21 protein-coding genes are annotated in these 26,541 nt (G+C 66.6%); 12 read left to right on the plus strand and 9 right to left on the minus strand.

What is annotated here, in order from left to right:
• Positions 1-73 precede the first annotated feature (73 nt).
• From ubiE to XF30_RS02935, 12 genes are all read left to right on the plus strand, one after another.
• Positions 74-835 carry a bifunctional demethylmenaquinone methyltransferase/2-methoxy-6-polyprenyl-1,4-benzoquinol methylase UbiE gene (ubiE, locus tag XF30_RS02880; protein ID WP_036009053.1) on the plus strand — a complete coding sequence of 254 codons (762 nt, stop codon included), beginning with the start codon at positions 74-76 and terminating at the stop codon, positions 833-835.
• A complete protein-coding gene (gene ubiB / locus XF30_RS02885; RefSeq protein WP_036009056.1) occupies positions 832-2,406 on the plus strand; it encodes a 2-polyprenylphenol 6-hydroxylase in 1,575 nt (524 codons plus the stop codon). Before ubiE ends, ubiB begins: the two co-directional genes overlap by 4 nt.
• A gap of 56 nt (positions 2,407-2,462) precedes the next feature.
• The gene (gene coaBC, locus XF30_RS02890; RefSeq protein WP_109141861.1) at positions 2,463-3,905 is read left to right on the plus strand and encodes a bifunctional phosphopantothenoylcysteine decarboxylase/phosphopantothenate--cysteine ligase CoaBC; all 1,443 of its coding nucleotides are present in this window, start codon (positions 2,463-2,465) and stop codon (positions 3,903-3,905) included.
• Positions 3,902-4,360, plus strand: a complete 459-nt coding sequence (dut, locus tag XF30_RS02895; RefSeq protein WP_109141862.1) for a dUTP diphosphatase — start codon at positions 3,902-3,904, stop codon at positions 4,358-4,360. Before coaBC ends, dut begins: the two co-directional genes overlap by 4 nt.
• 205 nt (positions 4,361-4,565) lie before the next feature.
• Complete coding sequence (locus XF30_RS02900; RefSeq protein ID WP_036024463.1) at positions 4,566-7,070, plus strand: sensor histidine kinase; 2,505 nt, start codon at positions 4,566-4,568, stop codon at positions 7,068-7,070.
• Entirely contained in the window at positions 7,067-8,584 is a 1,518-nt protein-coding gene (tsaE, locus tag XF30_RS02905; protein ID WP_109141863.1) for a tRNA (adenosine(37)-N6)-threonylcarbamoyltransferase complex ATPase subunit type 1 TsaE, read from the plus strand. The genes XF30_RS02900 and tsaE overlap by 4 nt, the downstream gene beginning before the upstream one ends.
• 82 nt (positions 8,585-8,666) lie before the next feature.
• A complete protein-coding gene (locus XF30_RS02910) occupies positions 8,667-8,984 on the plus strand; it encodes a PilZ domain-containing protein (RefSeq protein WP_036009083.1) in 318 nt (105 codons plus the stop codon).
• A 115-nt stretch (positions 8,985-9,099) separates the two neighbouring features.
• The gene (locus XF30_RS02915; RefSeq protein ID WP_036024455.1) at positions 9,100-9,822 is read left to right on the plus strand and encodes a nucleotidyltransferase family protein; all 723 of its coding nucleotides are present in this window, start codon (positions 9,100-9,102) and stop codon (positions 9,820-9,822) included.
• Positions 9,823-10,019: 197 nt separating this feature from the next.
• A complete protein-coding gene (addB, locus tag XF30_RS02920; protein ID WP_109141864.1) occupies positions 10,020-13,163 on the plus strand; it encodes a double-strand break repair protein AddB in 3,144 nt (1,047 codons plus the stop codon).
• Positions 13,157-16,666, plus strand: a complete 3,510-nt coding sequence (addA, locus tag XF30_RS02925) for a double-strand break repair helicase AddA (RefSeq protein ID WP_192893020.1) — start codon at positions 13,157-13,159, stop codon at positions 16,664-16,666. Before addB ends, addA begins: the two co-directional genes overlap by 7 nt.
• A gap of 70 nt (positions 16,667-16,736) precedes the next feature.
• Complete coding sequence (gene trxA, locus XF30_RS02930; RefSeq protein WP_008540017.1) at positions 16,737-17,057, plus strand: thioredoxin; 321 nt, start codon at positions 16,737-16,739, stop codon at positions 17,055-17,057.
• 143 nt (positions 17,058-17,200) lie between these two features.
• Entirely contained in the window at positions 17,201-18,208 is a 1,008-nt protein-coding gene (locus XF30_RS02935; protein ID WP_109141866.1) for an ATP-dependent DNA ligase, read from the plus strand.
• A gap of 99 nt (positions 18,209-18,307) precedes the next feature.
• Here XF30_RS02935 and XF30_RS02940 read toward each other — a convergent pair whose 3' ends face one another.
• The 9 genes from XF30_RS02940 to sppA all read right to left on the minus strand — a co-directional run bounded on the left by XF30_RS02940 (position 18,308) and on the right by sppA (position 26,310).
• Positions 18,308-19,048, minus strand: coding sequence for a metallophosphoesterase family protein (locus XF30_RS02940; protein ID WP_192893021.1), 741 nt, complete (start codon positions 19,046-19,048; stop codon positions 18,308-18,310).
• A 104-nt stretch (positions 19,049-19,152) separates the two neighbouring features.
• Positions 19,153-20,496 (minus strand): bifunctional folylpolyglutamate synthase/dihydrofolate synthase, encoded by a 1,344-nt coding sequence (locus tag XF30_RS02945; RefSeq protein WP_109141868.1) that lies wholly within the window; start codon positions 20,494-20,496, stop codon positions 19,153-19,155.
• The gene (accD, locus tag XF30_RS02950; RefSeq protein WP_036024449.1) at positions 20,493-21,434 is read right to left on the minus strand and encodes an acetyl-CoA carboxylase, carboxyltransferase subunit beta; all 942 of its coding nucleotides are present in this window, start codon (positions 21,432-21,434) and stop codon (positions 20,493-20,495) included. The genes XF30_RS02945 and accD overlap by 4 nt, the downstream gene beginning before the upstream one ends.
• A 171-nt stretch (positions 21,435-21,605) precedes the next feature.
• Positions 21,606-22,442, minus strand: coding sequence for a tryptophan synthase subunit alpha (trpA, locus tag XF30_RS02955; protein WP_036009108.1), 837 nt, complete (start codon positions 22,440-22,442; stop codon positions 21,606-21,608).
• Entirely contained in the window at positions 22,439-23,653 is a 1,215-nt protein-coding gene (gene trpB / locus XF30_RS02960; RefSeq protein ID WP_109141869.1) for a tryptophan synthase subunit beta, read from the minus strand. Before trpB ends, trpA begins: the two co-directional genes overlap by 4 nt.
• The gene (locus tag XF30_RS02965; protein ID WP_036009115.1) at positions 23,650-24,309 is read right to left on the minus strand and encodes a phosphoribosylanthranilate isomerase; all 660 of its coding nucleotides are present in this window, start codon (positions 24,307-24,309) and stop codon (positions 23,650-23,652) included. The genes trpB and XF30_RS02965 overlap by 4 nt, the downstream gene beginning before the upstream one ends.
• A 67-nt stretch (positions 24,310-24,376) precedes the next feature.
• Positions 24,377-24,769, minus strand: coding sequence for a lipopolysaccharide assembly protein LapA domain-containing protein (locus XF30_RS02970; RefSeq protein WP_109145544.1), 393 nt, complete (start codon positions 24,767-24,769; stop codon positions 24,377-24,379).
• A gap of 82 nt (positions 24,770-24,851) precedes the next feature.
• Positions 24,852-25,157 (minus strand): integration host factor subunit beta, encoded by a 306-nt coding sequence (locus tag XF30_RS02975; RefSeq protein ID WP_025032949.1) that lies wholly within the window; start codon positions 25,155-25,157, stop codon positions 24,852-24,854.
• 172 nt (positions 25,158-25,329) lie between these two features.
• Positions 25,330-26,310 (minus strand): signal peptide peptidase SppA, encoded by a 981-nt coding sequence (gene sppA, locus XF30_RS02980; RefSeq protein ID WP_036024439.1) that lies wholly within the window; start codon positions 26,308-26,310, stop codon positions 25,330-25,332.
• Positions 26,311-26,541: the final 231 nt, after the last annotated feature.

Below are 26,541 nucleotides of genomic sequence, written 5' to 3' on the forward strand. Positions count from 1 at the left end.
ATTCACCTTATGAAGGCGGTGTGATAGCGCCATTGCGGCGGGCGGGCTATGGTCCGCCGAGTGGAGTAGAGTAATGGATCGGCCGGGCGAAACCACGCATTTTGGCTTCAGGGACGTTCCCCTCGGGGACAAGCAGACGCTGGTGAACGATGTGTTTCGCAGCGTGGCGTCGCGCTATGACCTGATGAACGATTTGATGTCCGGTGGCCTGCACCGGGTCTGGAAGGACATCATGATCACCGCGCTGGATCCGCCGAGGGGCGACCGGCCGTTCGCGCTGCTTGACGTCGCCGGCGGCACCGGCGACATCTCGTTCCGCGCCGCCAAGGCCGCCGGCCCCGGCTTCCACGCCACGGTGTGCGACATCAATGCGGACATGCTGGCCGTGGGGCGCGAACGCGCCGCCAAGCGTCATCTGGACACCCAGGTCGATTTCGTCGAAGGCAATGCCGAATCGCTCGGCTTCGCCGACCGCAGCTTCGATGCCTATACGATCGCTTTCGGCATCCGCAACGTGCCCCGGATCGACCTTGCGCTGCGCGAGGCCTATCGCGTGCTGAGACCCGGCAGCCGCTTCCTGTGCCTGGAATTCTCCACTGTCGAGATGCCCGGCCTCGACAAGCTCTATGATCTGTTCTCGTTCAAGGTGATCCCCCCGCTCGGGCGCATGGTCACGGGCGACGCCGAATCGTACCAGTATCTCGTCGAGTCCATCCGCAAATTTCCGAAGCCCGCCGCCTTCGCCGACATGATCCGCGAGGCCGGCTTTGCCCGCGTCAGCTGGCAGACACTCTCCGGCGGCATCGTCGCATTGCATTCGGGCTGGCGTTTGTGATCTCTGCCGTCACCCACATTGCGCGCCTGATCCGCGCCGCGTTCGTGTTTGCGCACGAAGGCGTGTTCGGCGCGGTCGATCCGAGCCTGGTGCCGCCGCCGGGACAGCTCGCGCTGAAGCTGGCGCGCATCATCGAGCGCCGTGGCGCCAAGCAGGGACCGCGGATCTCGCGCGCGCTGACGCGGATGGGCCCGGCCTATCTCAAGCTCGGCCAGTTCCTGGCCACGCGCCCCGACGTGGTCGGCGTCATCATGGCGCGCGACCTCGAAAGCCTGCAGGACCGCCTGCCGCCGTTTCCGCAGCAGGAAGCCGAGGCCACGATCGCGACCTCGCTGGAACGGCCGCTGACGGACATCTTTGTGAGCTTCGGCCCGCCGGTCGCGGCTGCCTCGATCGCGCAGGTGCATCGCGGCGAGGTGGTGCGCGGCGGCATCCGCAAGTCCGTCGCGATCAAGGTGCTGAGACCCAACGTCGCCGCGCGCTTCCGCCGCGATCTCTCCGATTTCTTCTACGTCGCGCACAAGGCTGAGGCCTACTCGGCCGAGGCGCGGCGCCTGCGCCTGATCGAGGTCATCAACACCATGTCGCGCTCGGTCGCGATGGAGATGGATCTACGGTTAGAGGCTGCCGCGCTGTCGGAGATGGCGGAGAACACGCGCGACGATCCCGATTTCCGCGTGCCCGCCGTCGACTGGGACCGCACCACGCACAACGTGCTGACGATGGAATGGATTGACGGCATCGCGCTGAACGATCACAAGCGCCTCGCCGAGGCGCGGGTCGACCTGCCCGATCTCGGCCGCAAGGTGATCCAGAGCTTCCTGCGCCACGCGCTGCGCGACGGCTTCTTTCATGCCGACATGCATCCGGGCAATCTGTTCCTGGATGACGCCGGCCGCCTCGTCGCGGTCGATTTCGGCATCATGGGCCGGCTCGGCATGAAGGAGCGGCGCTTCCTCGCCGAGATCCTGCTCGGCTTCATCACCCGCGATTATCGCCGCGTGGCCGAGGTGCATTTCGAGGCCGGCTATGTGCCCGCGCATCATTCGGTCGAGAATTTTGCGCAAGCCATCCGCGCCATCGGCGAGCCGATCCACAACCGCACCGCCGAGGAGATCTCGATGGCGCGGCTGCTCACGCTGCTGCTCGAGGTCACCGGCCTGTTCGACATGACGACGCGGCCCGAGCTGATCCTGCTGCAGAAGACCATGGTGGTGGTCGAGGGCGTGGCGCGCGGCTTCGATCCCAAGCTCGACATCTGGCGGATCGCCGACCCCGTGGTGCGCGAATGGATCGAGCGCAACCTCGGACCGATCGGCCGCATCGAGGGCGCGCTCACAGGGACCGGGGACATCGCGCGGGTCTTGATGCGCCTGCCGGAGATCGCCGAGCGGTCGGTGAAGGTGCTCGAGCAGCTCGAGACCATGACGCGGGAGGGCATCAGGCTTTCGCCGGAGAGCATCGCGGCGATGGGACGCAGCGAGGGCCGCAAGAACCGCTGGCGCACCGTGGCGCTCTGGATCATCGCCGCGACCTTCATCGGGATTCTGATCGCCGTCCGGAATCTGTGATTGCACTGCAATCACTGGAGTGATAGCATCGCTATCATTCCGTGCCGGAGGGCGTCATGGCAAGCCTGACCATCCGCAAGCTCGACGACGCCGTCAAAACCTATTTGCGGCTGCGCTCGGCCAAGAACCACAGGTCGGTCGAAGAGGAGGTCCGGGTCATCCTGCGGGAGCTGATTGAGGGCCGCGAGGAGCCGCTGACGCCGTTTGCGGTGCCCTCCGCCGCCCCGACGCCGCAGCGCAGCGGCGCCGTTCCCGAGGTCAGCGTCACCCTGATCATCGGCGGCGGGATCGCGGCCTTTAAGTCGCTCGACCTGATCCGCAGGCTGAAGGAGCGCCGCATCGAGGTCCGCTGCGTGCTGACCAAGGCGGCGCAGCAATTCGTGACGCCGCTGGCCGCGAGCGCCCTGTCGCATGAGCGCGTCTATACCGACCTGTTCGACCCGCAGAGCGAGTTCGATGCCGGCCATATACGCCTCGCGCGCGACTGCGACCTGATCGTGGTGGCGCCGGCCACGGCCGACCTGATGGCGAAGATGGCGAACGGCCATGCCGACGACCTCGCCAGCGCCATCCTGCTCGCGACCAACCGCAAGGTGCTGCTGGCGCCGGCGATGAATCCGCTGATGTGGAGCAACGCGGCGACGCGCCGCAACGTCGCCCAGCTCCAGCGCGACGGCGTTGTGCTGATTGGCCCGAATGCGGGCGAGATGGCCGAGGCCGGCGAAGCCGGAACGGGCCGCATGTCGGAAGCCATCGAGATCGCCAATGCCGCCGAGCGCCTGCTGCGGCCGCCGACGCCGAAGCCGCTCGCGGGCACGCGCGTGCTGATCACCGCCGGTCCCACCCATGAGGCGATCGACCCGGTGCGCTATATCGCTAACCGTTCCTCCGGCAAGCAGGGCTTTGCCATTGCCGCCGCTGCACAGGCCGCGGGCGCCGAGGTTACTCTGGTGAGCGGTCCGGTCGACCTCGACGATCCCCCGGGCGTGACGGTGAAGCATGTCGAATCGGCGCGGCAGATGCTGGAGCAGGTCAAGGCCGCGCTTCCCAGCGACGTCGCGATCTTCGCCGCCGCAGTCGCCGACTGGCGCGTCGCCAATGAAGGCGAGCAGAAGCTGAAGAAAACCGCGGCCGGCATGCCGCCGCTGCAATTGGTCGAGAACCCCGACATTCTCGCCACCATCTCCAAGCTCGCCGACAAGCGCCCGAGGCTCGTGATCGGCTTTGCCGCCGAGACCGAGCACCTCATCGACAACGCCAAAGCAAAATTTGCGCGCAAGGGCTGCGACTGGATCGTCGCCAACGACGTCTCGCCCGCCACCGGCGTGATGGGCGGCGACCGCAACACGGTCCACCTGCTCAGCCGCAAGACCGGTGCGCCGGACGGCGAGATTGCAGTTGATTCCTGGCCGGCGATGACCAAGGAACAGGTCGCCATCGAACTGGTCGCGCAGATCGCGAAGAACGTGACCGGCAAATCCCTGGAGTCGGCATCTTGAGCACGAAGGTTACCGTCGAGCTGCAACGCCTCGCCCACGCTCAGGGCCTGCCGCTGCCGGCCTATCAGACCAGCGAGGCCGCCGGCCTCGATCTGATGGCCGCGGTGCCGGACAACGAGCCCATGACGCTCGCACCAGGCCAATACGCGCTGGTGCCGACGGGCCTTGCCATCGCCTTGCCGCCGGGACACGAGGCGCAGGTGCGGCCGCGTTCGGGGCTGGCGGCCAAGCACGGCGTCACCGTGCTGAATTCGCCGGGCACGATCGATGCGGACTACCGCGGCGAGATCAAGGTGATCCTGATCAATCACGGCACCGCGCCTTTCGTGATCAAGCGCGGCGAGCGCATCGCCCAGATGGTGATCGCGCCGGTGCTGCAGGCCGCGCTGGTTCCCGTCGTCACATTGTCGGCGACCGACCGCGGCGCCGGCGGTTTTGGCTCGACCGGGCGCTAATCCAAGACAACTCCAGCCGAATCATCCGCAGAATCACGCACCTTGGAACCGCGCGGCCCGCATTTTTTTGGGGCCGCCTTTGCGTTCACGATCTGGACTCTTACCGGCGGAGTCGCGGTGAGGGTATTGTCTTTTGATTCGCGCGCGACGGGGGTCGCCGCGCGCAGATTCGTGCGGTCTTGAATTTCCGCGTCTTGGGGCAACTATGTCAGGCGTGATCGTGTCGATGCGTCGGACGCTGTTGTCGTGCACATCGCTGGCGCGCAACGGCTTGGTGGGAGGCGCTCTCGCAGCGCTGCTGCCGGCTGCGCCGGCCAAGGCCGCCGACCTCATCGACACCCTCGCCCTCGTGATGGATCTCAACCGGCAGGAACTCGCGGTGCTCGCCACCGCGCTGGCCCTGCTCGGCTTCTCGGTGATGGCCGCGATCCTGTTGATGCGGACGCGGGTGCGCACGGCGAAGAACGAGGCGCGGCTGCGCGCGCGGATCGGGGAACTTCAGCTCCAGGCCGACCGCTTCGGCGCGCTGCTGTTCGCCGAGCCGCAAATCCTGATCTCGTGGCCGGCGGGCGACAACCGCGCGCAGATTTCCGGCGATATCGCGCTGGTGCTGCCGCGCGATTCCTCGCCGCAGCGCGTGCTGGCGTTCGGAACCTGGCTGCCGCCGGAACCGGCGCTGCTGATGGACCATGCGGTCGATGCGCTGCGCGAGCGCGGCGACGGGTTCCAGCTGACGCTGACCACCGCGCACGGCCATATGCTGGAAGCGATCGGGCGCGCCATCGGCGGCCAGGCCATCGTCCGCATTCGCGAGCTCTCGGGCCTGCGCCGTGATCTGGCCGAAACCAATCTGCGCTACAAGGCGCTCTCCGACGAGACCGAGATGCTTCGCGGCTTTGCCGCGGCCGCACCGTGGCCGATCTGGGCGAAGGGCGAGAACGGCGCGCTGACCTACGCCAACCCGGCCTATGTGCGCGCCACCGAGGCGACCAGCGCCATCGATGCCCAGGAACGCAAGCTCGAGCTGCTCGACAGCGACGACCGCAATGCGATGGAGCGGGGGCTGAAGGACGCCGCCAATTTCACCTCGCGGCTGCCGATCGTGGTCGGCGGCGAACGGCGCATCTACGACGTGCGCGCCGTCAATGTCGGCAGCGGCAGCGTCGGCGTCGCCATCGATGCCAGCGAGGCGGATGCGCTGAGCTCGGCGCTTGTGCGCATGGCGGAGGCGCACCGCCGCACGCTCGACCAGCTCTCCTCCGGCGTTGCCGTGTTCGACGGCCAGCGGCGCCTTGCCTTCTACAACGATTCCTATCGCCGGCTGTGGGATCTCGATCGCAACTTCCTCGACGCTCATCCGGACGATTCCAGCGTGCTCGACCAGCTCCGCGCCGCGCGCAAATTGCCGGAGCAGCCGGATTTCCGCGCCTGGAAGGCCAAGCTGCACGAGGCCTATCGCGCGGTCGAGACCGCCAAGGACACCTGGTTCCTGCCTGACGGACGCGCGCTCTCGGTCGTCACCACGCCGAATCCCGAGGGCGGCGTCACCTATCTGTTCGACGACGTCACCGAAAGCCTCGACCTCGCCCGCCGCTTCGACGGCCTGATCCGCGTCCAGCGCGAGACGCTGGACAGCCTCGCCGAGGGGGTCGCGGTGTTCGGCAGCAACGGCAAGGCGCAGCTGTTCAATCCGGCCTTCGTGCGGATGTGGAAGCTGTCGAGCGATGCCATGCGCGACGAGCCGCATATCCAGACCGTCGAAGGCTGGTGCCATCAGCTGTTCGACGATCCGCAAGTCTGGCGCCAGATCCGCGAGGCCATCACCGCGATCGAGAACCGCGCCGACCTGCCGCTGAAGCTGGAGCGCAAGGACGGCAGCGTGCTCGACGGCATGATCCGGCCGCTGCCGGACGGCGCCACCATGCTGACCTTCCAGGACATCACCGACACCGAGAATGTCGAGCGCGCGCTGCGCGAGCGCAACGAGGCGCTGGAGGCGGCCGACCAGATGAAGGTGGATTTCGTCCACCACGTCTCCTACGAGCTGCGCTCGCCGCTCACCACTATCATCGGCTTTGCGCATTTCCTCAGCGATCCCTCGACCGGGCCGCTGACGCCGAAGCAGGCCGAATATCTCGACTACGTCACCAAATCGACCAACGCGCTGCTCGCGCTCACCAACAACATCCTGGATCTCGCCACCATTGACGCCGGCGCGATGAAGCTGGAACTCGGACAGGTCGACGTCAGCAAGGCCATCGAGCTTGCCGCCGAGGGCATCCAGGACCGGCTCGCCACCGACCGCATCCGCCTCAAGGTCGAGATCGCGCCCGACGTCGGCAGCTTCGTCGGCGACGAGAAGCGGGTGGTGCAGGTGCTCTATAACCTCCTCGCCAACGCCGTCGGGTTTTCTCCACAGGATTCCACCGTCGGCATCAGCGCGCGGCGCACCGAACGCAGCGTGGTCTTCACCGTGACAGATTCGGGCCCTGGAATACCTGCCGACATGAAGGACAAGGTGTTCAACTGGTTCGAAAGCCGCTCCCAGGGCTCGCGTCACCGCGGCGCCGGGCTCGGCCTGTCGCTGGTGCGCTCCTTCGTCGAGCTGCATGGCGGCAAGGTGCGGGTGGATTCGATCGTCGGCCGGGGCACGGTCGTGATCTGCGATTTCCCGACCGACCAGGCGGCGCATCGCGACGCCGCCGAATGACGGAAACAACCACATTCTCCGTCGCGCTTCACAACGAGACGGCCACGGCGCAATTAATGGCCGACCTCGCGCTGCTGGTCGGTCCCGGTGACGTCATTACGCTGACCGGCGATCTCGGCGCCGGCAAGACCGCGGCGGCGCGCAGCCTGATCCGCTATCTCGCCGGTGACGATGCGCTGGAAGTGCCGAGCCCGACCTTCACGCTGGTGCAGGGCTACGAGCTGCCACCCTTCCCGGTGCTGCATGCCGATCTCTACCGTGTCGAGGAGGAGAGCGAGCTCGAGGAGATCGGGCTGTCGCCGCTGCCCGATGCCACGCTGGTGCTGATCGAATGGCCGGAGCGCGCTCCGTCGGCGATGCCCGAGGACCGCATCGACATCGCGCTGACGCACCGGCCGGCGCTGGGCGCGAGCGCACGTGCCGCCGACATCACAGGCCATGGCAAGAGCGCAGCTACAGTTGCGCGGCTGAAGGCGCTGCGCGACTTCCTCGACGCATCCGGTTACATCGATGCGACGCGCAGGCGCATGCCGGGCGACGCCTCGACGCGCTCCTACGCGCGGCTCGTGCGCGATGAGGAGATCGTCATCCTCATGAACTTCCCGCAGCGGCCCGACGGCGCGGCGCTCTACAACGGCAAATCCTACAGCGCCGCGGTGCATCTGGCCGAGAACGTAAAACCCTTCGTCGCCATCGACGAAGGCCTCCGGGCGCAGGGGATCTCCGCGCCTGCGATCCATCATTTCGATCTCGACCAGGGCTTTCTGATCTCCGAGGATTTCGGCAGCGAGGGCGTGATCGAGGGCGATCCGCCGCGGCCGATTCTCGAGCGTTACGAAGCCGCCACCGACGTGCTGGCGATGCTGCACGGCAAGGCGCTGCCGGAGACGCTGCCGCTGGACGGGCAGACCTACGCGATCCCCGTCTTCGACGTCGAGGCGCTGCTGATCGAGATCGGGTTGATGCCGGAATGGTATCTGCCCGATCGCAACGCGCCGCTGAGCGATGAGGCGCGCGCGGAATTTTTTGCGATGTGGCGCGAACTGCTGAAGCGGCCGCTGACAGCGCCGAAGACGTGGATCATCCGCGACTATCACTCGCCCAATCTGATCTGGCTCGGCGAGCGCAGCGGCATCGAACGCGTCGGCGTGATCGATTTCCAGGACGCCGTGCTGGGGCCGCAATCCTACGACGTGGTGTCGCTGCTCCAGGATGCCCGCATCGACGTACCCGAGACTATCGAGCTGACGCTGCTGTCGCGCTACATCAAGGCGCGGCGGGCGCAGGACACGAGCTTCGACGCCGCCGGCTTCGCCGAGCTCTACGCGATCATGTCGGCGCAGCGGAACACGCGCCTGCTCGGCACCTTCGCCCGGCTCAACCGCCGCGATGGCAAGCCGCATTACCTGCGCCATCAGCCGCGGATCTGGACCTATCTCCAGCGCTCGCTGGCGCATCCCGCGCTCGCCCATCTGCGCGACTGGTATCTCGCCAACGTCCCGCCGCCGGGCTGATTCAGGACCGATTTACCGGCCGTTAGCCAAGATGTCGCTATTCTGGCGCCGAGGGAGCCGGAACATTGCGGGGCTGGAGCAGATGGCAGCGAAAGCGGATCAGCGCGGAAATAGCCGGGTTATTTTCGAGCGCGGGTTTTCGGCCCAGATGATGGGAATCGACGGCACCTGGCGGCGCGACTGCACCATGGAGGACGTCTCCGAGACCGGCGCCAAGCTGACGATCGACGGCTCGGTCGAAGGCCTGCATCTGAAGGAATTCTTTCTCCTGCTGTCGTCCACGGGGCTCGCCTACCGGCGTTGCGAGCTGGCCTGGGTCAATGGCGACCAGATCGGCGTCAATTTCCTGAAAGTGGGCGACAAGAAGAAGAAGGTACGTTCCACAGCCGTTGGGGCGTGACGACAACACCCGTCGTACAACCGTCACGGCGGGTGGTTAAGGCGGTCGAGATGCGGTGCGGCAGACCGAGCCTCGTGTTAGGATTGCGACGCGAAAAGGTCTGAGAAGGGGAAGGATGTCCGTCAAGCCGACCAAAGCCATGGTGCTCGCCGCAGGGTTTGGCCTGCGCATGCGCCCCCTGACGGACAAGATGCCGAAGCCGATGGTGCCGGTCGCAGGCCAGCCGTTGCTCGACCACGTGCTCGACAAGCTTGGCCAGGCCGGCGTGACCGAGGCGGTGGTCAACGTGCACTATTTGCCGGACCAGATCATCGACCACGTCGCATCACGCCAGCTTCCGCGCGTGACAATCTCCGACGAGCGCGACCAGGTGCTCGGCACCGGCGGCGGCGTCGTCAAGGCGCTGCCGCTGCTCGGCGATGCGCCGTTCTTCCACGTCAATTCCGACACGCTGTGGATCGACGGTGTGCGCTCCAACCTGACGCGGCTCGCCGAAAACTTCGATCCCGATCGAATGGACATCCTGCTCCTGATGGCGCCGACGGCGACCAGCATCGGCTATGGCGGCCGCGGCGATTACGGCATGCTGCCCGACGGCGCCTTGCGCAAGCGCAAGGAGAAGGAGGTCGTTCCGTTCGTCTATGCCGGCGCGGCGATCATGTCGCCCGCGATCTTCGTGGACGCACCCAAGGGCGAATTCTCGCTGACGAAGATGTTCGATCGCGCGGGCGAGCAGGAACGGCTGTTCGGCCTGCGCCTCGACGGCGTCTGGATGCATGTCGGCACGCCCGACGCCGTGCACGCCGCGGAAGAGGCGTTTTTGGAGAGCGTGGCGTAGGGGCTGCCTCGAAGAGGCCGTAGCCCGGATGGAGCGTAGCGTAATCCGGGGCCTCTCGCCGCGGAGCAGCATCCCGGATTGCGCTGCGCTCCATCCGGGCTACGAACCTCGGCGAACAGCGGGGACGACTCCTCCTCCACCCATGACCATTTGACCCCGCCTCCCTATATTGCCTGATCCTTCGAATCAGGCAGCTCATGCGCGTCTTCAGCGTTCCCATCTCAGTTCCGTTCCTGCGCACGGTCGTCACCGCCCTGCTCGATGGGCGGCTGGTCGAGGGATTCGAGGCGCGCAAGGAACCGGCGCGGCTGGCGGACGCCACGCTGTATCTGCCGACGCGGCGCGCCATGCGGATCGTGCGCGAGATCTTTCTCGACGAGATGAAGGCGGATGCCGTCGTGCTGCCGCGCATCGTCGCGCTCGGCGACATCGACGAGGACGAGCTCGCTTTCGCGGGCGAGAGCGAACAGTTTTCCGGGACCGCGCCGCTCGACATTCCGCCGCGCCTGGGCGAGCTCGAACGGCGCCTGACGCTGGCGCAGCTCGTCGCCGCCTGGGCCAAGGGCCCGGTGCTGGCGCCGCTGGTCGTCGGCGGCCCCGCCTCGACGCTGGCGCTGGCGTCCGATCTCGCGCGCCTGATCGACGACATGGTGACGCGCGGCGTCGACTGGAGCGCGCTCGACGGCCTCGTGCCCGACAACCTCGACCGCTACTGGCAGCACTCGCTCGAATTCCTGCGCATCGCCCGCATCGCCTGGCCCAATCATCTCACCGAGATCAACCGGATCGAGCCAGCTTCGCGGCGCGATCTTCTGATCGCCGCGGAGGCGAGGCGCTTGACCGCGCATCCAAATGGACCCGTGGTTGCGGCGGGTTCGACCGGCTCGATGCCGGCCACCGCCAAATTTCTCCATGCGGTCGCCGCGCTGCCGCATGGCGCCGTGGTGCTGCCGGGCCTCGATACCGATCTCGATGAGGATGCCTGGCGCAGCATCGGCGGCAGCAGGGACCTCTTGGGCATCACCGAGAATCCGGCGTCGAACCATCCGCAATATGCGATGCATGCGCTGCTGCAACGCTTCGGCATCAAGCGCAGCGACGTCGAGATCTTGCAGCCGCCGGCGGAAGACGGCCGTGACCTGCTTGCGTCGGAATCGATGCGGCCGTCCGCCAAGACCGAGGTCTGGCACGACCGGCTGAAGCAGCCCGATGTTGCCGCGAAGATCGCGGGCGGCATGAAGAACCTCGCGGTGGTCGAAGCGCCCAATCCTGAAATGGAAGCGCTCGCCATCGCCATCGCCATGCGCGAGGCCAGACACCTGGACAAATCCGCGGCGCTGGTCACGCCCGACCGCGCCCTGGCGCGGCGGGTGATGGCGGCGCTGACCCGATGGGATCTCGCCTTCGATGATTCCGGCGGCGACGTCTTGATGGAGACATCCGCCGGCACGTTTGCGCGCCTTGCGGCAGAGGCGGTGACCAAGGGCCTGGAGCCGCCGACGCTGCTGGCGATGCTGAAGCATCCGCTGTGCCGGCTCGGCCGCGCGCCGGGCGCGTGGAAGATGGCAATCGAGAGCCTGGAGCTTGCGGTGCTGCGCGGCACGCGTCCGCCGGCAGGCACCGCGGGCCTCCTGCGCGAGTTCAACCGCTTCCGCGATGAGCTGGCAAAGCTGTGGCGCAGCGAGGTCTCCGCACTGCATCGCGCCGAGCCGCGGGCGCGTCTCAAGGCCGAGGATCTCGATCGCATCCAGGCTCTGGTCGATGCCCTGCAAAAGGCATTGGCGCCGATCGAGAGCCTGCCGCCCACGAAGCCCTATGATTTCGCCGAGCTCGCGCATCGGCATCGCGAGATCATGATCGAGCTGTCGCGCGACGAGCAGGGCATTCCGCTCGCCTTCGAGGATCGCGATGGCCTCGCGCTCGCCGGCGCCTTCGACGATCTCCTGCGCGGCGGCACGACCAGCGGATTGATGGTGCAGCTAGCGGACTATGCGGACGTCTTCCAGACCGCCTTCGGCGATCGCGCGGTGCGGCGGCGCGACAGGCCGGGCGCGCGGCTGCAAATCTACGGCCCGCTGGAATCGCGCCTGATGCAGGCCGACCGCATCATCATTGGCGGCCTGATCGAAGGCGTCTGGCCACCGGCGCCGCGCATCGATCCCTGGCTCAGCCGGCCGATGCGCCACGAGCTCGGGCTCGATCTGCCGGAACGCCGTATCGGCCTGTCCGCCCATGACTTCGCGCAATTGCTCGGCGGCGACGAGGTCATTCTCACTCACTCGGCCAAGGCCGGCGGCGCGCCGGCGGTGGCCTCGCGCTTCCTGCATCGGCTGGAGGCGGTGGCCGGCGATGAGCTCTGGCAGGCGGCGGTTCGCGCCGGCGAGACATATGTGCGGTTCGCCGCGGCGCTCGACCAGCCCGACGAGGTCAAGCCGATCAAGCAGCCGGAACCACGGCCGCCGCGCGCGACACGGCCGCTCAAGATGTCCGTCACCGAGATCGAGGACTGGCTGCGCGATCCCTACACGATCTACGCCAAACGTATCTTGCGGCTCGATGCGCTCGATCCCGTCGACATGCCGCTCTCGGCCGCCGACCGCGGATCGGCGATTCACGATGCCATCGGCGAATTCACGGAAAGCTATGCGGCGCGTCTGCCCGACGATCCCGCGCGGGTGCTGCGCGCGATCGGCGAGAAGCACTTTGCACCGCTGATGGAGCGGCCGGAAGCACGGGCGCTGTGGTGGCCGCGCTTCCAGCGCATCGCGCGCTGGTTCGGCGAATGGGAGACGGCGCGGCGCGAGGCGATCGCGGCGATCGTCGCGGAGACCCGTGGCGAGATCTCGATCATGCTCGATAACAAGCGCAGCTTCCGCCTTTCTGCGCGCGCCGACCGCATCGAACGCCGCCAGGGCGGGGGCTACGCCATCCTCGACTACAAGACCGGCCAGCCGCCGACCGGCAAGCAGGTCCGCATGGGCCTGTCGCCGCAGCTGACGTTGGAAGCCGCGATCCTGCGCGAGGGCGGCTTTCCCGGTATCGACGCCGGCGCCTCCGTGAGCCAGCTCGTCTATGTCCGCCTCAGCGGCAACAACCCGCCCGGCGAGGAGCGCATCCTCGAGCTCAAGTTCAAGCCGGGCGACGAGCCGCAGCCGCCGGACACCGCGGCCGCCGAGGCGAGGGCAAAGCTCGAAGCGCTGATCCGCGCCTTCGAGGACGAGAACCAGGCCTATACATCGCTGAACCTGCCGATGTGGGCGAATCGCTACGGCACCTATGACGACCTTGCCCGGATCAAGGAATGGTCGGCGGCCGGCGGGTTGGGGATCGAGGAATGGTGAAGGCGCCGCGTCCCATCCCCGACGAGGTGCGCGCGCGGCAGGCGCGCGCATCCGATCCGACCGCGTCGGCCTTCGTCTCGGCCAACGCCGGCTCGGGCAAGACGCATGTGCTGGTGCAGCGCGTGATCCGCCTGCTGCTCTCGGGCGTGCCACCGGAGAAAATTCTCTGCATCACCTTCACAAAAGCTGCCGCCGCAAACATGGCCGAGCGCGTGTTCACCACGCTCGGTCATTGGGTGACGCTGGACGATGACGCGCTCGACGCGGCGATCCGCGCGGTCGGCATCCCGCATCCCGGCGCAAAACTGCGCCGCGACGCGAGAAAACTGTTCGCCTGCGCGCTGGAGACGCCGGGCGGGCTGAAGGTGCAGACCATCCACGCACTGTGTACCCGCCTGCTCCAGCAATTTCCGTTCGAGGCCAACGTTCCCGCACGCTTCGCCGTGATCGACGAGCGCGACCAGACCGACATGATGGAACGCGCCAATTTGAAGGTGCTGCTGGAAGCCGCACGCGATCCGGAGAGCGTCACCGGCCGCGCGCTGCTGACGGCGATGGCGAGCGCCGCGGATGTCACCTTCAAGGAGGTCGTGCGCGAGGCGTGCCTCAGCCGCGATCATTTCATGGCCTGGACCGACCAGGCCGGCAATGCGGAAGCCGCAGCGGCGCAGATGGCTGCGGTGCTGGGCGTTGACATCGGCGACCGTATCGAAGCCGTCGAGACGGAAATTCTCGACGGCCCGTTCCTGCCGCGCGCGCGCTGGGACGACATTGCCTTCGCGCTGGAGGACGGCAGCAAATCCGACAATGACCAGGCAGGGCGGCTGCGCGCGGCAAAGGTGTTTTCCGGCAGCGATCAGGTCGACGCCTATCTGTCCGTCTTCCTCACGGACGACAAGCTGCCGCGCAAGGCAGTGCTGACCAAGAAGTTCTGCGATCACAATCCCTCCGTGGCCCGCCTGTTCGAAGCCGAGGCGCAGCGCCTTGCAGGGCTGATCGAAAAGCGCCGCGCCGTGACGGTTCGGGACCGCACCGCGGCCCTGCTGCATATCGCGACAGCGGCCGCCGCGAATTACCGCCGCGAGAAGCAGGAGCGCGGCCTGCTCGACTACGACGACCTCATCGACAAGACGCTGGCGATGCTGGACCGCATCGCCTCGGGCTGGGTGCATTACAAGCTCGACCGCGGCGTCGATCACGTGTTGATCGACGAGGCGCAGGATACCAGCCCGCGGCAATGGGACATCATCGCGCACATCATCTCCGAGTTCACCGCCGGCGAAGGTGCGCGCGAGGGGCTGAACCGCACCATCTTCGCTGTCGGCGACGAGAAACAGTCGATCTTCTCGTTCCAGGGCGCAGCTCCCCACGAGTTCGACGCGCGCAGGCGCGAGCTGCATCGCAAGTTCACCGCCGCCGGCCTGAAATTCGATCCGGTCGCCTTCACCTATTCGTTCCGCTCGGGTGCGACGATCCTGCATTCGGTCGACCACGTCTTCCGCGATCCCGCGATCTACAAGAGCATCCATTCGGTCGAGATCGGCCATCCCCTGCACAATTCGCTGAGCGATGCCGGCCCGAGCGTGATCGAGCTGTGGGACCTCGCGGAGGCCGACGATCGGCAGGACATCGAGGGCTGGCGTGCGCCGTTCGATGGCGTCGCCGTCACCAGCCCCGAGGTCAAGCTTTCCCGACGCATCCAGGCCGAGATCAAGCGGCTGGTCGAGAGCGGCACGCTGACAGGGCACGAGGGCGAGCGCCGTCCCTTGCGCTATGGCGACATGCTGATCCTGGTGCGCCGGCGCGGCAACGCATTCGATGCCGTGATCCAGGCGCTGAAGCACGCCGGCATTCCGGTCGCCGGTGCCGACCGCCTCAAGCTCACCGAGCACATCGCCATCATCGACTTGATGAACCTGGCCGACGCGCTGCTGCTGCCACAGGACGATCTCGCGCTCGCGGTGGCGCTGAAGAGCCCGCTGTTCGGGCTCGATGACGACGATTTGTTCACTCTCGCCTGGGACCGCAAGGGCTCGCTGCGCCGCGCGCTCGGCGAGCACGCGGCCACAAGCGAAAAATTCACCACGGCGTTGCGTCGCCTGGAAGCCTGCGAGATCCGCGCCCGCGACGAGACGCCGTTCGCGTTCTACGCCTGGCTGCTGGGTGGCGATGGCGGACGTGCGCGCATCCTGCGCCGGCTCGGCCACGAGGCCAATGACGCGCTCGACGAATTCCTGGAGCTCGCGCTGAACTACGAGCGCAAGGCGCCGGCTTCGCTGCAGGGCTTCATGGCCTGGCTCCGCTCGGCCGACACCGAAGTGAAGCGCGACATGGAGATCTCGCGCGACGAGGTGCGGGTCATGACCGTGCACGGCGCCAAGGGCCTCGAGGCCTCGGTCGTGTTCATGGTCGACACCACGTCCTCGCCCGCGGACTCGCAGCGGCTGCGGCTGATTCATGTGCCGCGCGGCAATGGCGGCGAGGTCGTGGTCTGGGCCGGCCGCAAGGCCGACGATCCCAAGCCCGTTGCCGAAGCGCGCAAGGCGATGCTGGAGGAGACCGAGGACGAATATCGCCGCCTGCTCTACGTCGCGATGACGCGCGCGGCCGACCGGCTGATCGTCGGCGGCTGCATGCCCGGCAACATGAAGACGGTGCGCAAGCTGAGCTGGTACGACCTCGTCGACACCGGCCTTGCCGGCTCGGGCCTCGACAAGCAGGTGATCGAGACGCCGCTCGGCAAGGTCACCCGGTTCGCCCGTCCCGAGGACGTCGCGGCGCTGGGCGCGCCGGCGGCCTCCGTGCACCAGACCATCGCGCTGCCGGAGTGGCTGCGGACACCGGCCCCGCGCGAGACCATCGACGAGGATCCCGTGCGCCCCTCGGGCCAGCCTGCCGAGGAGGGCCGCAGCGTCCGATCGGGCGAATCGGTGCAGTCGCGCGCGCTGGCGTTGCAACGGGGCACGCTGGTGCATCGGCTGTTGCAATCGCTGCCCGACATCGCCGGCGAGCGCCGGCGCGAGGCCGCGCTCGGCTTCATGGCGCGCAACGCCGCGGACTGGCCGGAGGCCGATCGCATCGCACTGGCCGACAAGGTGCGCGCCCTGATCACGGAGCCGCGTTTTGCGCCCGTCTTTGCCGCCGGCAGCCGGGCAGAGGTCGCGATCGCCGGCCGGCTGGAGCGGCCGGGCCGCACGCCGGCCCTGGTGTCGGGGCAGATCGACCGACTGGTCGTGCGCCCTGAGGAGGTCCTGATCGTCGACTTCAAGACCAACCAGGCAGCGCCCAAAAGCGCGGCCGAGGCGCCGGCGACCTATGTCCGCCAGCTTGCGCTGTACCGGGCGGTGCTGTCGCGGCTTTATCCCCAAAGGTCCGTCAGGGCCGTCCTGCTCTGGACCGAGGCCCTTGAATATATGGAGATTTCGCCCCCCGCGCTGGACGCGGCGCTGGCATCCCTTCATCTCGGTGTGAGCGTCCTTGACCTGGCAAGGGGCCGTTCATAGGTTGACCACATGATCCCGGGCGCGATTCCAGGTCGCGCCGATTCTCTTTCAACCGAGTGAGGTACTCCCAATGGCCGTTAGCAAGGTTTCCGACGCCGATTTCGAAGCCGAAGTGCTCAAGGCGAACGGCCCCGTGGTCGTCGATTTCTGGGCCGAATGGTGTGGCCCCTGCCGCATGATCGCACCCGCTCTCGACGAGATCGCCGGCGCGATGGGCGACAAGGTCAAGATCGTGAAGCTCAATGTCGACGAGAGCCCGAAGACCGCCTCGAAGTATGGCGTGATGTCGATCCCGACTCTGATGATCTTCAAGGGCGGCGAAATGGCCTCGCGCCAAGTCGGCGCCGCGCCGAAGGCGAAGCTGCAGCAGTGGATCACCTCCGCGGTCTGATCCACTGGCGCAAGATTATTTTCGACAACGGCCGGCGAAAGCCGGCCGTTTGGCGTTGATGGGACGTGTTCAGCGTATGACGAGTCCTGCCCTTGCCTGCTCCTCCCCGAAAGCGCGATCGCAAGCCCACCTCTCTCGCCGCAATGGAGGCGCGGTCGGTCGACGCGATCCCGCGCGGCGGTGAATGGCAATATGAACCCAAGTGGGACGGCTTCCGCTGCCTGCTGGCGCGCAACGGCAGCAACGTCGACCTGCGCTCCAAATCCGGCGAAGACCTCGCGCGCTACTTCCCGGAAATCGTCACTGCTGCCTTGGAGCTGAAGGCCGACCGTTTCACGCTCGACGGCGAAATCGTCGTGCCGCACGGCAAGAGCTTTTCCTTCGACGCGCTGCTGCAACGCATTCATCCGGCGGCAAGCCGCGTGAAGAAGCTCTCGGTGGAGACACCGGCGCTCTACCTCGTCTTCGATCTGCTCGCGACATCCGGACAGAAGGGCCTGGCTGAGAAGACGCTGCGCGAACGGCGGCCGGCGCTGGAAGCCTTCGCGAAAGCCAACCTCAAGGGCAGCCTCTTCCGTCTTTCGCCGACGACGACGAGCTACGCCACAGCCAAAAAGTGGCTCGCGCAATCCGGCGGCGGCTCGGACGGCGTCATCGCCAAGCGGATCGATCTGCCCTATCAGGCGGGAAATCGCGACGGCATGCAGAAGATCAAGAAATTCCGCAGCGCCGATTGCGTGGTCGGTGGCTTCCGCTATGCCACCAACAAGATCGCCGGCCGGAACGTCGTCGGCTCGCTGCTGCTCGGGCTCTACGACGATGACGGCCTGCTGCACCATGTCGGCTTCACCTCGGCGATCAAGGCGGAGGCGAAGCCTGATCTGACCGATCGGCTCGAAGCACTGATCGGCGAGCCCGGCTTCACCGGCAACGCGCCGGGCGGGCCGAGCCGCTGGTCGACGGAGCGTTCCGCAAAGTGGTGTCCGCTCAAGCCGAAGCTGGTGATCGAGGTCTGCTACGACCATTTCAGCGGCGAACGTTTTCGCCACGGCACCTCGATCCTGCGCTGGCGCCCGGACAAGGCGCCGCGGCAATGCACGTTCGAGCAGCTGAAGCAGAAGGCGGCCGATCCGATGAAGCTGTTGAAGTAGCCCGTAGCCCGGATGGAGCGGAGCGTAATCCGGGAATCATGCCCCAAGCAACGATGGCCCCGGATTGCGCTCCGTTCCCTCCGGGCTACGCAGCAACACCTACTTGATCCACCCCGTCGCCAGCGCGTTCGCAAGCTCCGGCTGACCATTGCGGCGCGCCAGCGCGGCCATGGCCTCGTGATCGTAGGCGACGTGGCGGAACGTCACCTGCCAGGCAGCATCGGCACGTTCGAGGATCGCATAGCGCGCGTGCGGCGTGCCGGCCTCGACCACATGCGCGTACGGATGCTTGTCGCGAAAACCAGGGCTACCGACGCTGCCGGGATTGACGATCAGCCGGCCGTCGCGCAGGCGCACCGCGCGGGCGAGGTGGGTGTGGGCGCACAGGATCAGCGATTGCGTGATGCCGTCCGCGAGCTGCTCGATGCGGTCGAGCGGCGACAGCGCCACCGTGCCGTCGGGATGAACGGTGTCGAGCCAGTACACCTCATCGCTGCTGGGCGTCGCGTGGCAGACGAACACCTGCTCACGGAAGACACGCGTCATCGGCTGCGCGTGCAGCCAGTCGAGGTGGGCGGCATCGAGCTGTTCGTAGGCAGGACGATCCCACGAACCCATTTTCTCCGGCGGACGGTCGAGCAAATAACGGTCGTGATTGCCAAGCACGTGCACGGCGTCGAGCGGCATCAGGATCTCGATGGTGCGGCGCGCATTGAGCGGGCCACTCAGCATGTCGCCGAGATTGACGATGTCGGCAATACCGAGCGCGCGGATGTCGGCGAGCACGGCCTCCAGCGCGAGATAGTTTCCGTGGACATCGGCAATCGCGGCGAAGCGCATTGGCATTTCCTGTAGCCCGGATGGAGCGCAGCGTAATCCGGGACCTTCCTTGCTTGTGGCACGATCCCGGATTGCGCTTCGCTCCATCCGGGCTACGGCAACCTCTATGCAGGCGGCGTGCCGTTGATGGCCAGCACGTGGCCGGCGAGATACAGCGAGCCGGTGATCAGGATCCGCGGCGGCAACTCGTAAGCGAGCTGCGCCAGCGCGCGCAGGGCGGCCTCGACGCCGGGGGCGGGCTCGACGCGCATGCCGAGGCTGCGCGCGGCATCGGCGAGACGGTCGACCGGCATCGCATTCTCCGTGTCGGGAATCGGCACTGCGATGATGTGACGGGTGAGGCCGGCGAAATTGGCGAGGAAGGCGTGCGCATCCTTGTTGGCCATCATGCCGGCGATGATCACCAGCGGCCGCGACACCCGCTCCTCGAGGTCGCCGAGCGCGGCCGCCGCAACGCGCCCGCCCTCGGCATTGTGGCCGCCGTCGAGCCAGATCTCCGAGCCCTGCGGACCCCAGGACAGCAACTCGCCCGAGGTGAGGCGCTGCATCCGCGCCGGCCAGTCGGCACCGACGATGCCGGCCTCGAACGCGGCGTGATTGACCTTGATGGTCGGCAGCGCGCGCAGCGTCGCGATCGCAAGTCCGGCATTGGCGAATTGGTGGCGTCCGAACAGACGCGGCGCCGGCAGGTCCATCAAGCCGCGATCGTCCGAATAGACCAGACGCCCGCGCTCGACATTGACGTGCCAGCTCTCGTTTGCGGCGAACAGCGGCGCGCGCATGCGCCGCGCCTGCGCTTCGATCACGGCCATCGCCTCCGGCATCTGCTCAGCGCAAATCACGGGCACGCCGCGCTTGATGATCGCGGCCTTCTCGCCGGCAATCGACGCCAGCGTATCGCCGAGGAAATCCATGTGATCCATGCTGACGGGCGTGATCACAGAGGCCGCCGGCTGATCGACCACGTTGGTCGAATCGAGCCGGCCGCCGAGGCCGACTTCGAGCAGCACGATGTCGGCCGGGTTCTGCGCGAACAGCAGGAAGGCAGCCGCGGTCTTCAGCTCGAACAATGTCGCGGCCTCGCCGGCATTGACGCGCTCGACCTCTTCCAACGCCGCGCGCAGCTCGTCGTCGCCGACGAGCACACCGCCACTGAGGCGGCCGAGCCGGAAGCATTCGTTGATGCGGACGAGATAAGGGGACGTATAGGCGTGGACGCGCAGACCTGAGACCTCCAGCGTCGCGCGCAAATAAGCGAGCGTCGAGCCCTTGCCGTTGGTGCCGGCAATGTGGATCACCGGCGGAAGCTTGCGCTCGGGGTGGCCGAGCCGTTCGAGCAGACGGTGCATCCGCTCCAGCCCGAGATCGATGCGCTTCTGATGCAGGGTCGACAGCCGCCCGATCAACTCGTCGAGCGGTCTCTTTGCACTGTCAGGGGAGGCGTTCACGCGTGCGGCGCAGCCGGCGCCGTCTCGGCGGCCGATACGATCTGCGCCGGGCTGGCGACCGGCTCCACGGGCTTCGATGCGCCTTCCTGCGCCGGCGCCTTGGTCAAGAGGCGGCAGAGCCGCGCCAGCGTCGGCCGCAGCTCGTGGCGATGCACGACCATGTCGACCATGCCGTGCTCCTTGAGGTACTCGGCGCGCTGGAAACCTTCAGGCAGCTTCTCGCGGATGGTCTGCTCGATCACGCGCGCACCGGCAAAGCCGATCAGCGCGCCGGGCTCGGCGATCTGGACGTCGCCGAGCATCGCATAGGACGCGGTGACGCCGCCGGTGGTCGGATTGGTCAGCACGACGATGTAGGGCAGCTTTGCCTCGCGCAGCATCTGCACGGCTACGGTGGTGCGCGGCATCTGCATCAGGGACAAAATGCCTTCCTGCATGCGGGCGCCGCCGCTGGCCGCGAACACGATGAACGGCGACTTCTTCTCGACCGCGAGCTCCATTCCGCGCACGATGGCTTCGCCCGCGGCCATGCCGAGCGAGCCGCCCATGAAGTCGAAATCCTGCACGGCGACGACGACGGCGGAGCCTTCGAGCTTGCCGTAGCCGACCTTGACCGCATCATTCAGATTGGTCCGCGCCCGAGCATCCTTGACGCGGTCGACATATTTCTTCTCGTCGCGGAACTTGAGCGGGTCAGGGGTGACTTCGGGCAGCGCCACGTCGAACCAGGTCTCGTTGTCGAAGATCGACTTGAGCCGCGCGACCGCGCCCATGCGCATGTGATAGTTCGAGCCGGGAATGACGAACTGGTTGGCCTCGACGTCCTTGTAGAACACGAGCTGTCCGGAATCCGGGCACTTGATCCACAGGTTCTCCGGCGTCTCCCGCCGCAGCATGTTGCGGATCTTCGGCCGGACCACGTTGGTAAGCCAGTTCATGGTTTGCTCCGATGTGCGATCCCGCCGGGAATCGCCTGAAGGATATATGGCGGCCGGACATCTGCCCGGCAAGCCGCCGTGTCGCCCGCGTTAGAGCATGATCCGGAAAAGTGTGAAGCGGTTTTCCGACCAGATCATGCTCAAACTAAAGAGCTACAGCGGAATTATGGCCTATTCCGCCGCCTGCTGCGCGCCCTTGACGCCCTGGGCCAGAGCGGCCGTCAATTCGGCGACGGCGTTAACGGTCTTGGCGGTCGCCCGTCCCTCGGCATCGAGGCTGTTCTTGAGGGCGTCCACCAGCGCGGTGCCGACCACCGACCCATCGGCCTTCTCGGCAATGGCGCGCGCCGCCTCCGGCGTGCGGATGCCGAAACCGACACAGATCGGCAGCCTGGTATGCCGCTTGATGCGCGCGACAGCTTCGCCAACGGCATTGGCGTCCGCCGCCGCTGCACCGGTGATGCCGGCGATCGAGACGTAATAGACAAAGCCTGATGTGTTCGCGAGCACCGCAGGCAGGCGCTTGTCGTCAGTGGTCGGCGTCGCCAGGCGAATGAAGTTGAGCCCCGCCTTCAGCGCAGGAATGCAGAGCTCGTCGTCTTCCTCCGGCGGCAAATCGACGATGATCAGGCCGTCGACGCCGGCCGTCTTGGCATCAGCCAAGAACTTGTCGACGCCGTAGATGTAGATCGGATTGTAATAGCCCATCAGCACCAGCGGCGTGACATTGTCGTCCTTGCGGAAGTCGCGCACCAGCTCCAGCGTCTTCTTCAAGGTCATGCCGATCTTGAGCGCACGCAGGCCTGCAGCCTGAATCGAAGGACCGTCCGCCATCGGATCGGTGAAGGGAATGCCGAGTTCGATGACGTCGGCGCCGGACTTCGGCAGCGCCTTGACGATCTCGAGCGAGGTCGCGGGATCGGGATCGCCGGCCATCACATAGGTGACAAAGGCCGCGCGGCCTTGGCTTTTCAGCTCGGCAAAACGGGTATCGATACGCGTGGTCACTTCTTGCCCCTCAGGATGTCGCCGACCTGCGGGACGTCCTTGTCGCCGCGGCCGGAGAGATTGACGACCATCAGGTGGTCCCTCGGCCGCTTCGGCGCGAGCTCCATCACCTTGGCGATGGCATGCGCGGGCTCGAGCGCGGGGATGATGCCTTCGAGCTTTGACAGCAGCTGGAACGCGGCGAGCGCCTCGTCATCGGTTGCGGAGAGATAATTGACGCGGCCGACCTCGTGCAGCCAGGAATGCTCGGGGCCGATGCCGGGATAATCGAGACCGGCCGAGATCGAATGCGCGTCCTGGATCTGGCCGTCGGCATCCATCAAGAGATAGGTGCGGTTGCCGTGGAGAACGCCGGGACGGCCGCCCGCGATCGAGGCCGCATGCAGCTGCGTCAGGCCATGGCCGGCGGCTTCGACGCCGAAGATCTCGACGGAGGGATCATCGAGGAACGGATGGAACAGGCCCATCGCGTTGGAGCCGCCGCCGATGCAGGCCACCAGCGAATCCGGCAGGCGCCCCTCGATCTCCTGCATCTGCGCCTTGGTCTCGTCGCCGATGACCGACTGGAAGTCGCGCACCAAGGTCGGATAAGGATGCGGACCCGCCACCGTGCCGATGCAATAGAAGGTGTTGTGCACGTTGGTGACCCAGTCGCGCAGCGCCTCGTTCATGGCGTCCTTCAGCGTGCGCGTGCCCGACTGCACCGGCATCACCTTGGCACCCAGCATCTCCATGCGGATGACGTTGGGCTGCTGCCGCTCGACGTCGACGGCGCCCATATAGACCACGCATTCGAGGCCAAAGCGCGCGCACAGCGTCGCGGTGGCAACGCCGTGCTGGCCCGCGCCGGTCTCGGCGATGATGCGCTTCTTGCCCATGCGCCGTGCCAGCATGATCTGGCCGAGCACGTTGTTCACCTTGTGCGAGCCGGTGTGGTTGAGCTCTTCACGCTTGAGGTAGATCTTGGCGCCGCGGAGATGCTCGGTCAGGCGCTCGGCGAAATAGAGCGGCGAGGGCCGGCCGACATAGTTCTTGAGATAGCCGTTCATCTCGGCCTGAAACGCCGGATCGGCCTTGGCTGCGGTGTAGGCCTTCTCCAGGTCGAGGATCAGCGGCATCAAGGTTTCGGCGACGAAGCGTCCGCCGAAAATGCCGAAATGGCCGCGATCGTCGGGGCCGCTGCGGTAGGAGTTTGGCTTGGCAATGTTCATCGGACGCTTAACTCTTGGGTGGCGCGCGCGGCGCGGATGAAGGCCTTGATCATGTCAGGATCCTTGACGCCGGGCGCGCTCTCGACGCCCGAGGACACGTCGACGCCGCTGGCGCGGGTGACACGAAGGGCCTCGGCGAGATTCTCGGCGTGCAGCCCCCCCGAAACCATATAGGGCAGTTTCAGATCGAGCTTTTCGAGCAGGTGCCAGTCGAAGGGCTCCCCGAGGCCGCCGGGCCGCGTCGCGTCCTTCGGCGCGCGCGCATCGAACAGGATGCGATCGGCGACCGCGGCGTAGCCGGGCAGCACCGCGAGATCGGCCGCTGTCGCGACCGGGACCGCCTTCATCACCGGGCGGCCGAAGCGTTGCTTGAGGTCGCGCAGCCGCGCCACGCTCTCCCCGCCGTGGAGCTGGAAGATGTCCGGCGACAGCGCGTCCATGATGTTGTCGAGCGTTGCGTCATCGGCATCGACCGTGAGCGCCACCTTGAGCGCGCGCCGCTTGACCTGACGGCCGAGGTCACGGCCGAGTTCCAGGGACAGGTGCCGGGGCGACGGCGGAAAGAACACGAACCCGACCATGTCGGCGCCCGCCTCGAGCGCCGTTTCGAGCGTCTCGGGCGTGGACAGGCCGCAGATCTTGACGAGCAGGGACATGGTCTCAAAGCGGGTAGAGGCCGCGGGTCCGCGGCCGGAAAACGGGGCTTTTCGGTCGGGGCCGCTTCTACAACGTCGCGCGCTGCTTGTCTCGCCCGACGGGCCCGTACAGGCCCATCCCGGAGGGAACGGGAAGGCGCTGGGACTCCGCCTTCGCTGCCGTCGCCTGGGCCCGCAGATCGGCCAGTTCGGCCCTGACGGCCCGGGCCTCCGCGTCATTCAGGCGCGCCGCGCGCCGCCAGCGCCGCTGGCCGAGCCAGACGGCGGAGCCGCCCGCGACAACGCCCAGGGCCGCCGCCAGGATCAGCAACAGGAACAGCGGCAGGGTGATCGACAGCGAGGGGTCGTCGGCAATGAAGGGGTCGAAGGAGACCGTGACGAAATGCCTGTTGGCGACGGCGAACGCCACCAGGATCAGGCCCAGCGGAAGTACGATCAGCGCGGTCAGGAACTTTCGCATCTGGCTTCGCTCGCCTTGAATCAAGCTTGCGGCCGCAGCCTGTGCGACCGCGAAAAACCCCAAAGCGCGCTCACATCGCGCTCTAGTCTACGCCGCCGGGATCCGGATGGTCGCGGTTCAGCCGCTCGCGCATTTCCTTGCCGGTCTTGAAGAACGGAACGCTCTTCTGATCGACGGGCACATGGGCGCCGGTGCGTGGATTGCGCCCTGCGCGCGCAGGGCGATGCTTGACCGAGAAGGCACCGAAGCCGCGCAGCTCGACGCGGTCACCGCGTGCAAGCGCCGCTACGATCTCTTCGAGAATCGCATTCACAATGTTCTCGACATCCCGCTGGTACAGATGCGGGTTGTGCTCGGCGATACGCTGAACAAGTTCGGATTTGATCATCGAGAGATAGGACCCGGGAGCGTGCGGATGACCATTTCCGTGAAAATACCGTGATCTGTCAAGACGCTAAATCAAGGATGGGCGTCGTGAAAATGCGTGACAAATGCCGAAAAAGCAGGCTGCGCCAGCACGCGTCAGACGCGAAAAAGCTCTGAAACTCGCCTGCCGACGGTCAGTTGGACGCAGCCGGCTGCCACAAGGCCAGCATTCCATCCATTCCGAGCCGATCCACCGCCTGCGCGACGCCGGTTTGCCCGATCTGGTGCGCGATCGAGCCCAAACCGAGCGCTTCCAGCGTCAATGCGGCCGCCGTCTTCAGGAACGGCAGGTCGCCGAAGCGCGGCTGGAGCTTGTAGTCGCGCACCGGTAGCCCCTTCTTGACGCCCTTCTGCTCGACCAGCCAGGTCACGGCCGTCTTCTCGTCGCCGATCTGGTCGATCAGCTTGAGATCGATCGCCTGGCGCCCGGTGAAGACGCGGCCGTCGGCGACTTTTTCGAGCTGCGTGTCATCCATGCCACGCCGCTCCTTCACCATCCCCTTGAACCAGGCATAGGAATCCTTCACCAGCGCATCGAGCGCGGCGCGCGCCTCGGGACTGGTCGGCTCAAAACCGTTGGGCGCCGCCTTTAGCGGCGAGGACTTCACCTCCTCGACCTTGACGCCGATCGTCTTCATGAGCTCGGAGAGGTTGGGGTACTGGAACAGCACGCCGATGGAGCCGACCAGGGAGCTTTGCTGGGCGACGATGTGGTCGCTCGCAATCGCGGTGATGTAGCCCCCGGAGGCGGCCAGCCCCTCCACCACCACCACCAGCGGCTTTTTCGCCTTGAGACGGACCAGCGAGTCATAGAGCTGCTCGGAGCCGGCGGTGGTGCCGCCGGGCGAGTTGATGTGAACGATGACGGCGGCGGCCTGCGAATTCTCGAGCCGCTCCAGCGCCTGCGTGCGGTCGGAATCGCTGCGGATCAATCCCTCGATCTGGACGCGCGCGATCGAGCCGGCGGATGCGAGGGTGCCGCGTGCACCGGGCGTCGCAATCAGCGCGAAGCTTGCAATCGCCGCGATCGCGATCAGCGCCGCCATCACCCGCCAGAACGTCAGCTTGCGGCGGATCCTGCGGCGATCGACGATGATGTCCGAATCGAGCGACATCGGAATATCTCCAAATGAAAGATCAGGCGCGTTGTGCCGTCACGGCGTGACCATTGGCCTATCTCGATACATCAATTGCGGCGCAATTTGAAGAAAACAAGGCCTCGTGTGGGGCAAGCAAGTCGTCGCAGACTCGGTCGTCATCCCCGCCTAGTGCGCAATTGCGCACGGGGGCGGGGATCCATAACCCCAAGGAGGAGTCGTCGAGCGAGCTGGCAACTCCGAGTCTTC

This window comes from Bradyrhizobium sp. SUTN9-2, assembly GCF_003122645.1.
Taxonomy (GTDB): domain Bacteria; phylum Pseudomonadota; class Alphaproteobacteria; order Rhizobiales; family Xanthobacteraceae; genus Bradyrhizobium; species Bradyrhizobium yuanmingense.

Bases quoted from the DNA above. Each gene is read 5' to 3' on its own strand.
- XF30_RS02940 (WP_192893021.1), bottom strand. From the start codon at position 19,048: ATGCGCTTCGCCGCGATTGCCGATGTCCACGGAAACTATCTCGCGCTG.
- tsaE (WP_109141863.1), top strand. From the start codon at position 7,067: ATGACGGAAACAACCACATTCTCCGTCGCGCTTCACAACGAGACGGCC.
- trxA (WP_008540017.1), top strand. From the start codon at position 16,737: ATGGCCGTTAGCAAGGTTTCCGACGCCGATTTCGAAGCCGAAGTGCTC.
- accD (WP_036024449.1), bottom strand. From the start codon at position 21,434: ATGAACTGGCTTACCAACGTGGTCCGGCCGAAGATCCGCAACATGCTG.
- XF30_RS02915 (WP_036024455.1), top strand. From the start codon at position 9,100: ATGTCCGTCAAGCCGACCAAAGCCATGGTGCTCGCCGCAGGGTTTGGC.
- addB (WP_109141864.1), top strand. From the start codon at position 10,020: ATGCGCGTCTTCAGCGTTCCCATCTCAGTTCCGTTCCTGCGCACGGTC.
- XF30_RS02935 (WP_109141866.1), top strand. From the start codon at position 17,201: ATGGAGGCGCGGTCGGTCGACGCGATCCCGCGCGGCGGTGAATGGCAA.
- XF30_RS02965 (WP_036009115.1), bottom strand. From the start codon at position 24,309: ATGTCCCTGCTCGTCAAGATCTGCGGCCTGTCCACGCCCGAGACGCTC.
- XF30_RS02900 (WP_036024463.1), top strand. From the start codon at position 4,566: ATGTCAGGCGTGATCGTGTCGATGCGTCGGACGCTGTTGTCGTGCACA.
- coaBC (WP_109141861.1), top strand. From the start codon at position 2,463: ATGGCAAGCCTGACCATCCGCAAGCTCGACGACGCCGTCAAAACCTAT.
- sppA (WP_036024439.1), bottom strand. From the start codon at position 26,310: ATGTCGCTCGATTCGGACATCATCGTCGATCGCCGCAGGATCCGCCGC.
- XF30_RS02975 (WP_025032949.1), bottom strand. From the start codon at position 25,157: ATGATCAAATCCGAACTTGTTCAGCGTATCGCCGAGCACAACCCGCAT.
- ubiE (WP_036009053.1), top strand. From the start codon at position 74: ATGGATCGGCCGGGCGAAACCACGCATTTTGGCTTCAGGGACGTTCCC.
- XF30_RS02910 (WP_036009083.1), top strand. From the start codon at position 8,667: ATGGCAGCGAAAGCGGATCAGCGCGGAAATAGCCGGGTTATTTTCGAG.
- trpB (WP_109141869.1), bottom strand. From the start codon at position 23,653: ATGAACATTGCCAAGCCAAACTCCTACCGCAGCGGCCCCGACGATCGC.
- addA (WP_192893020.1), top strand. From the start codon at position 13,157: ATGGTGAAGGCGCCGCGTCCCATCCCCGACGAGGTGCGCGCGCGGCAG.
- XF30_RS02970 (WP_109145544.1), bottom strand. From the start codon at position 24,769: ATGCGAAAGTTCCTGACCGCGCTGATCGTACTTCCGCTGGGCCTGATC.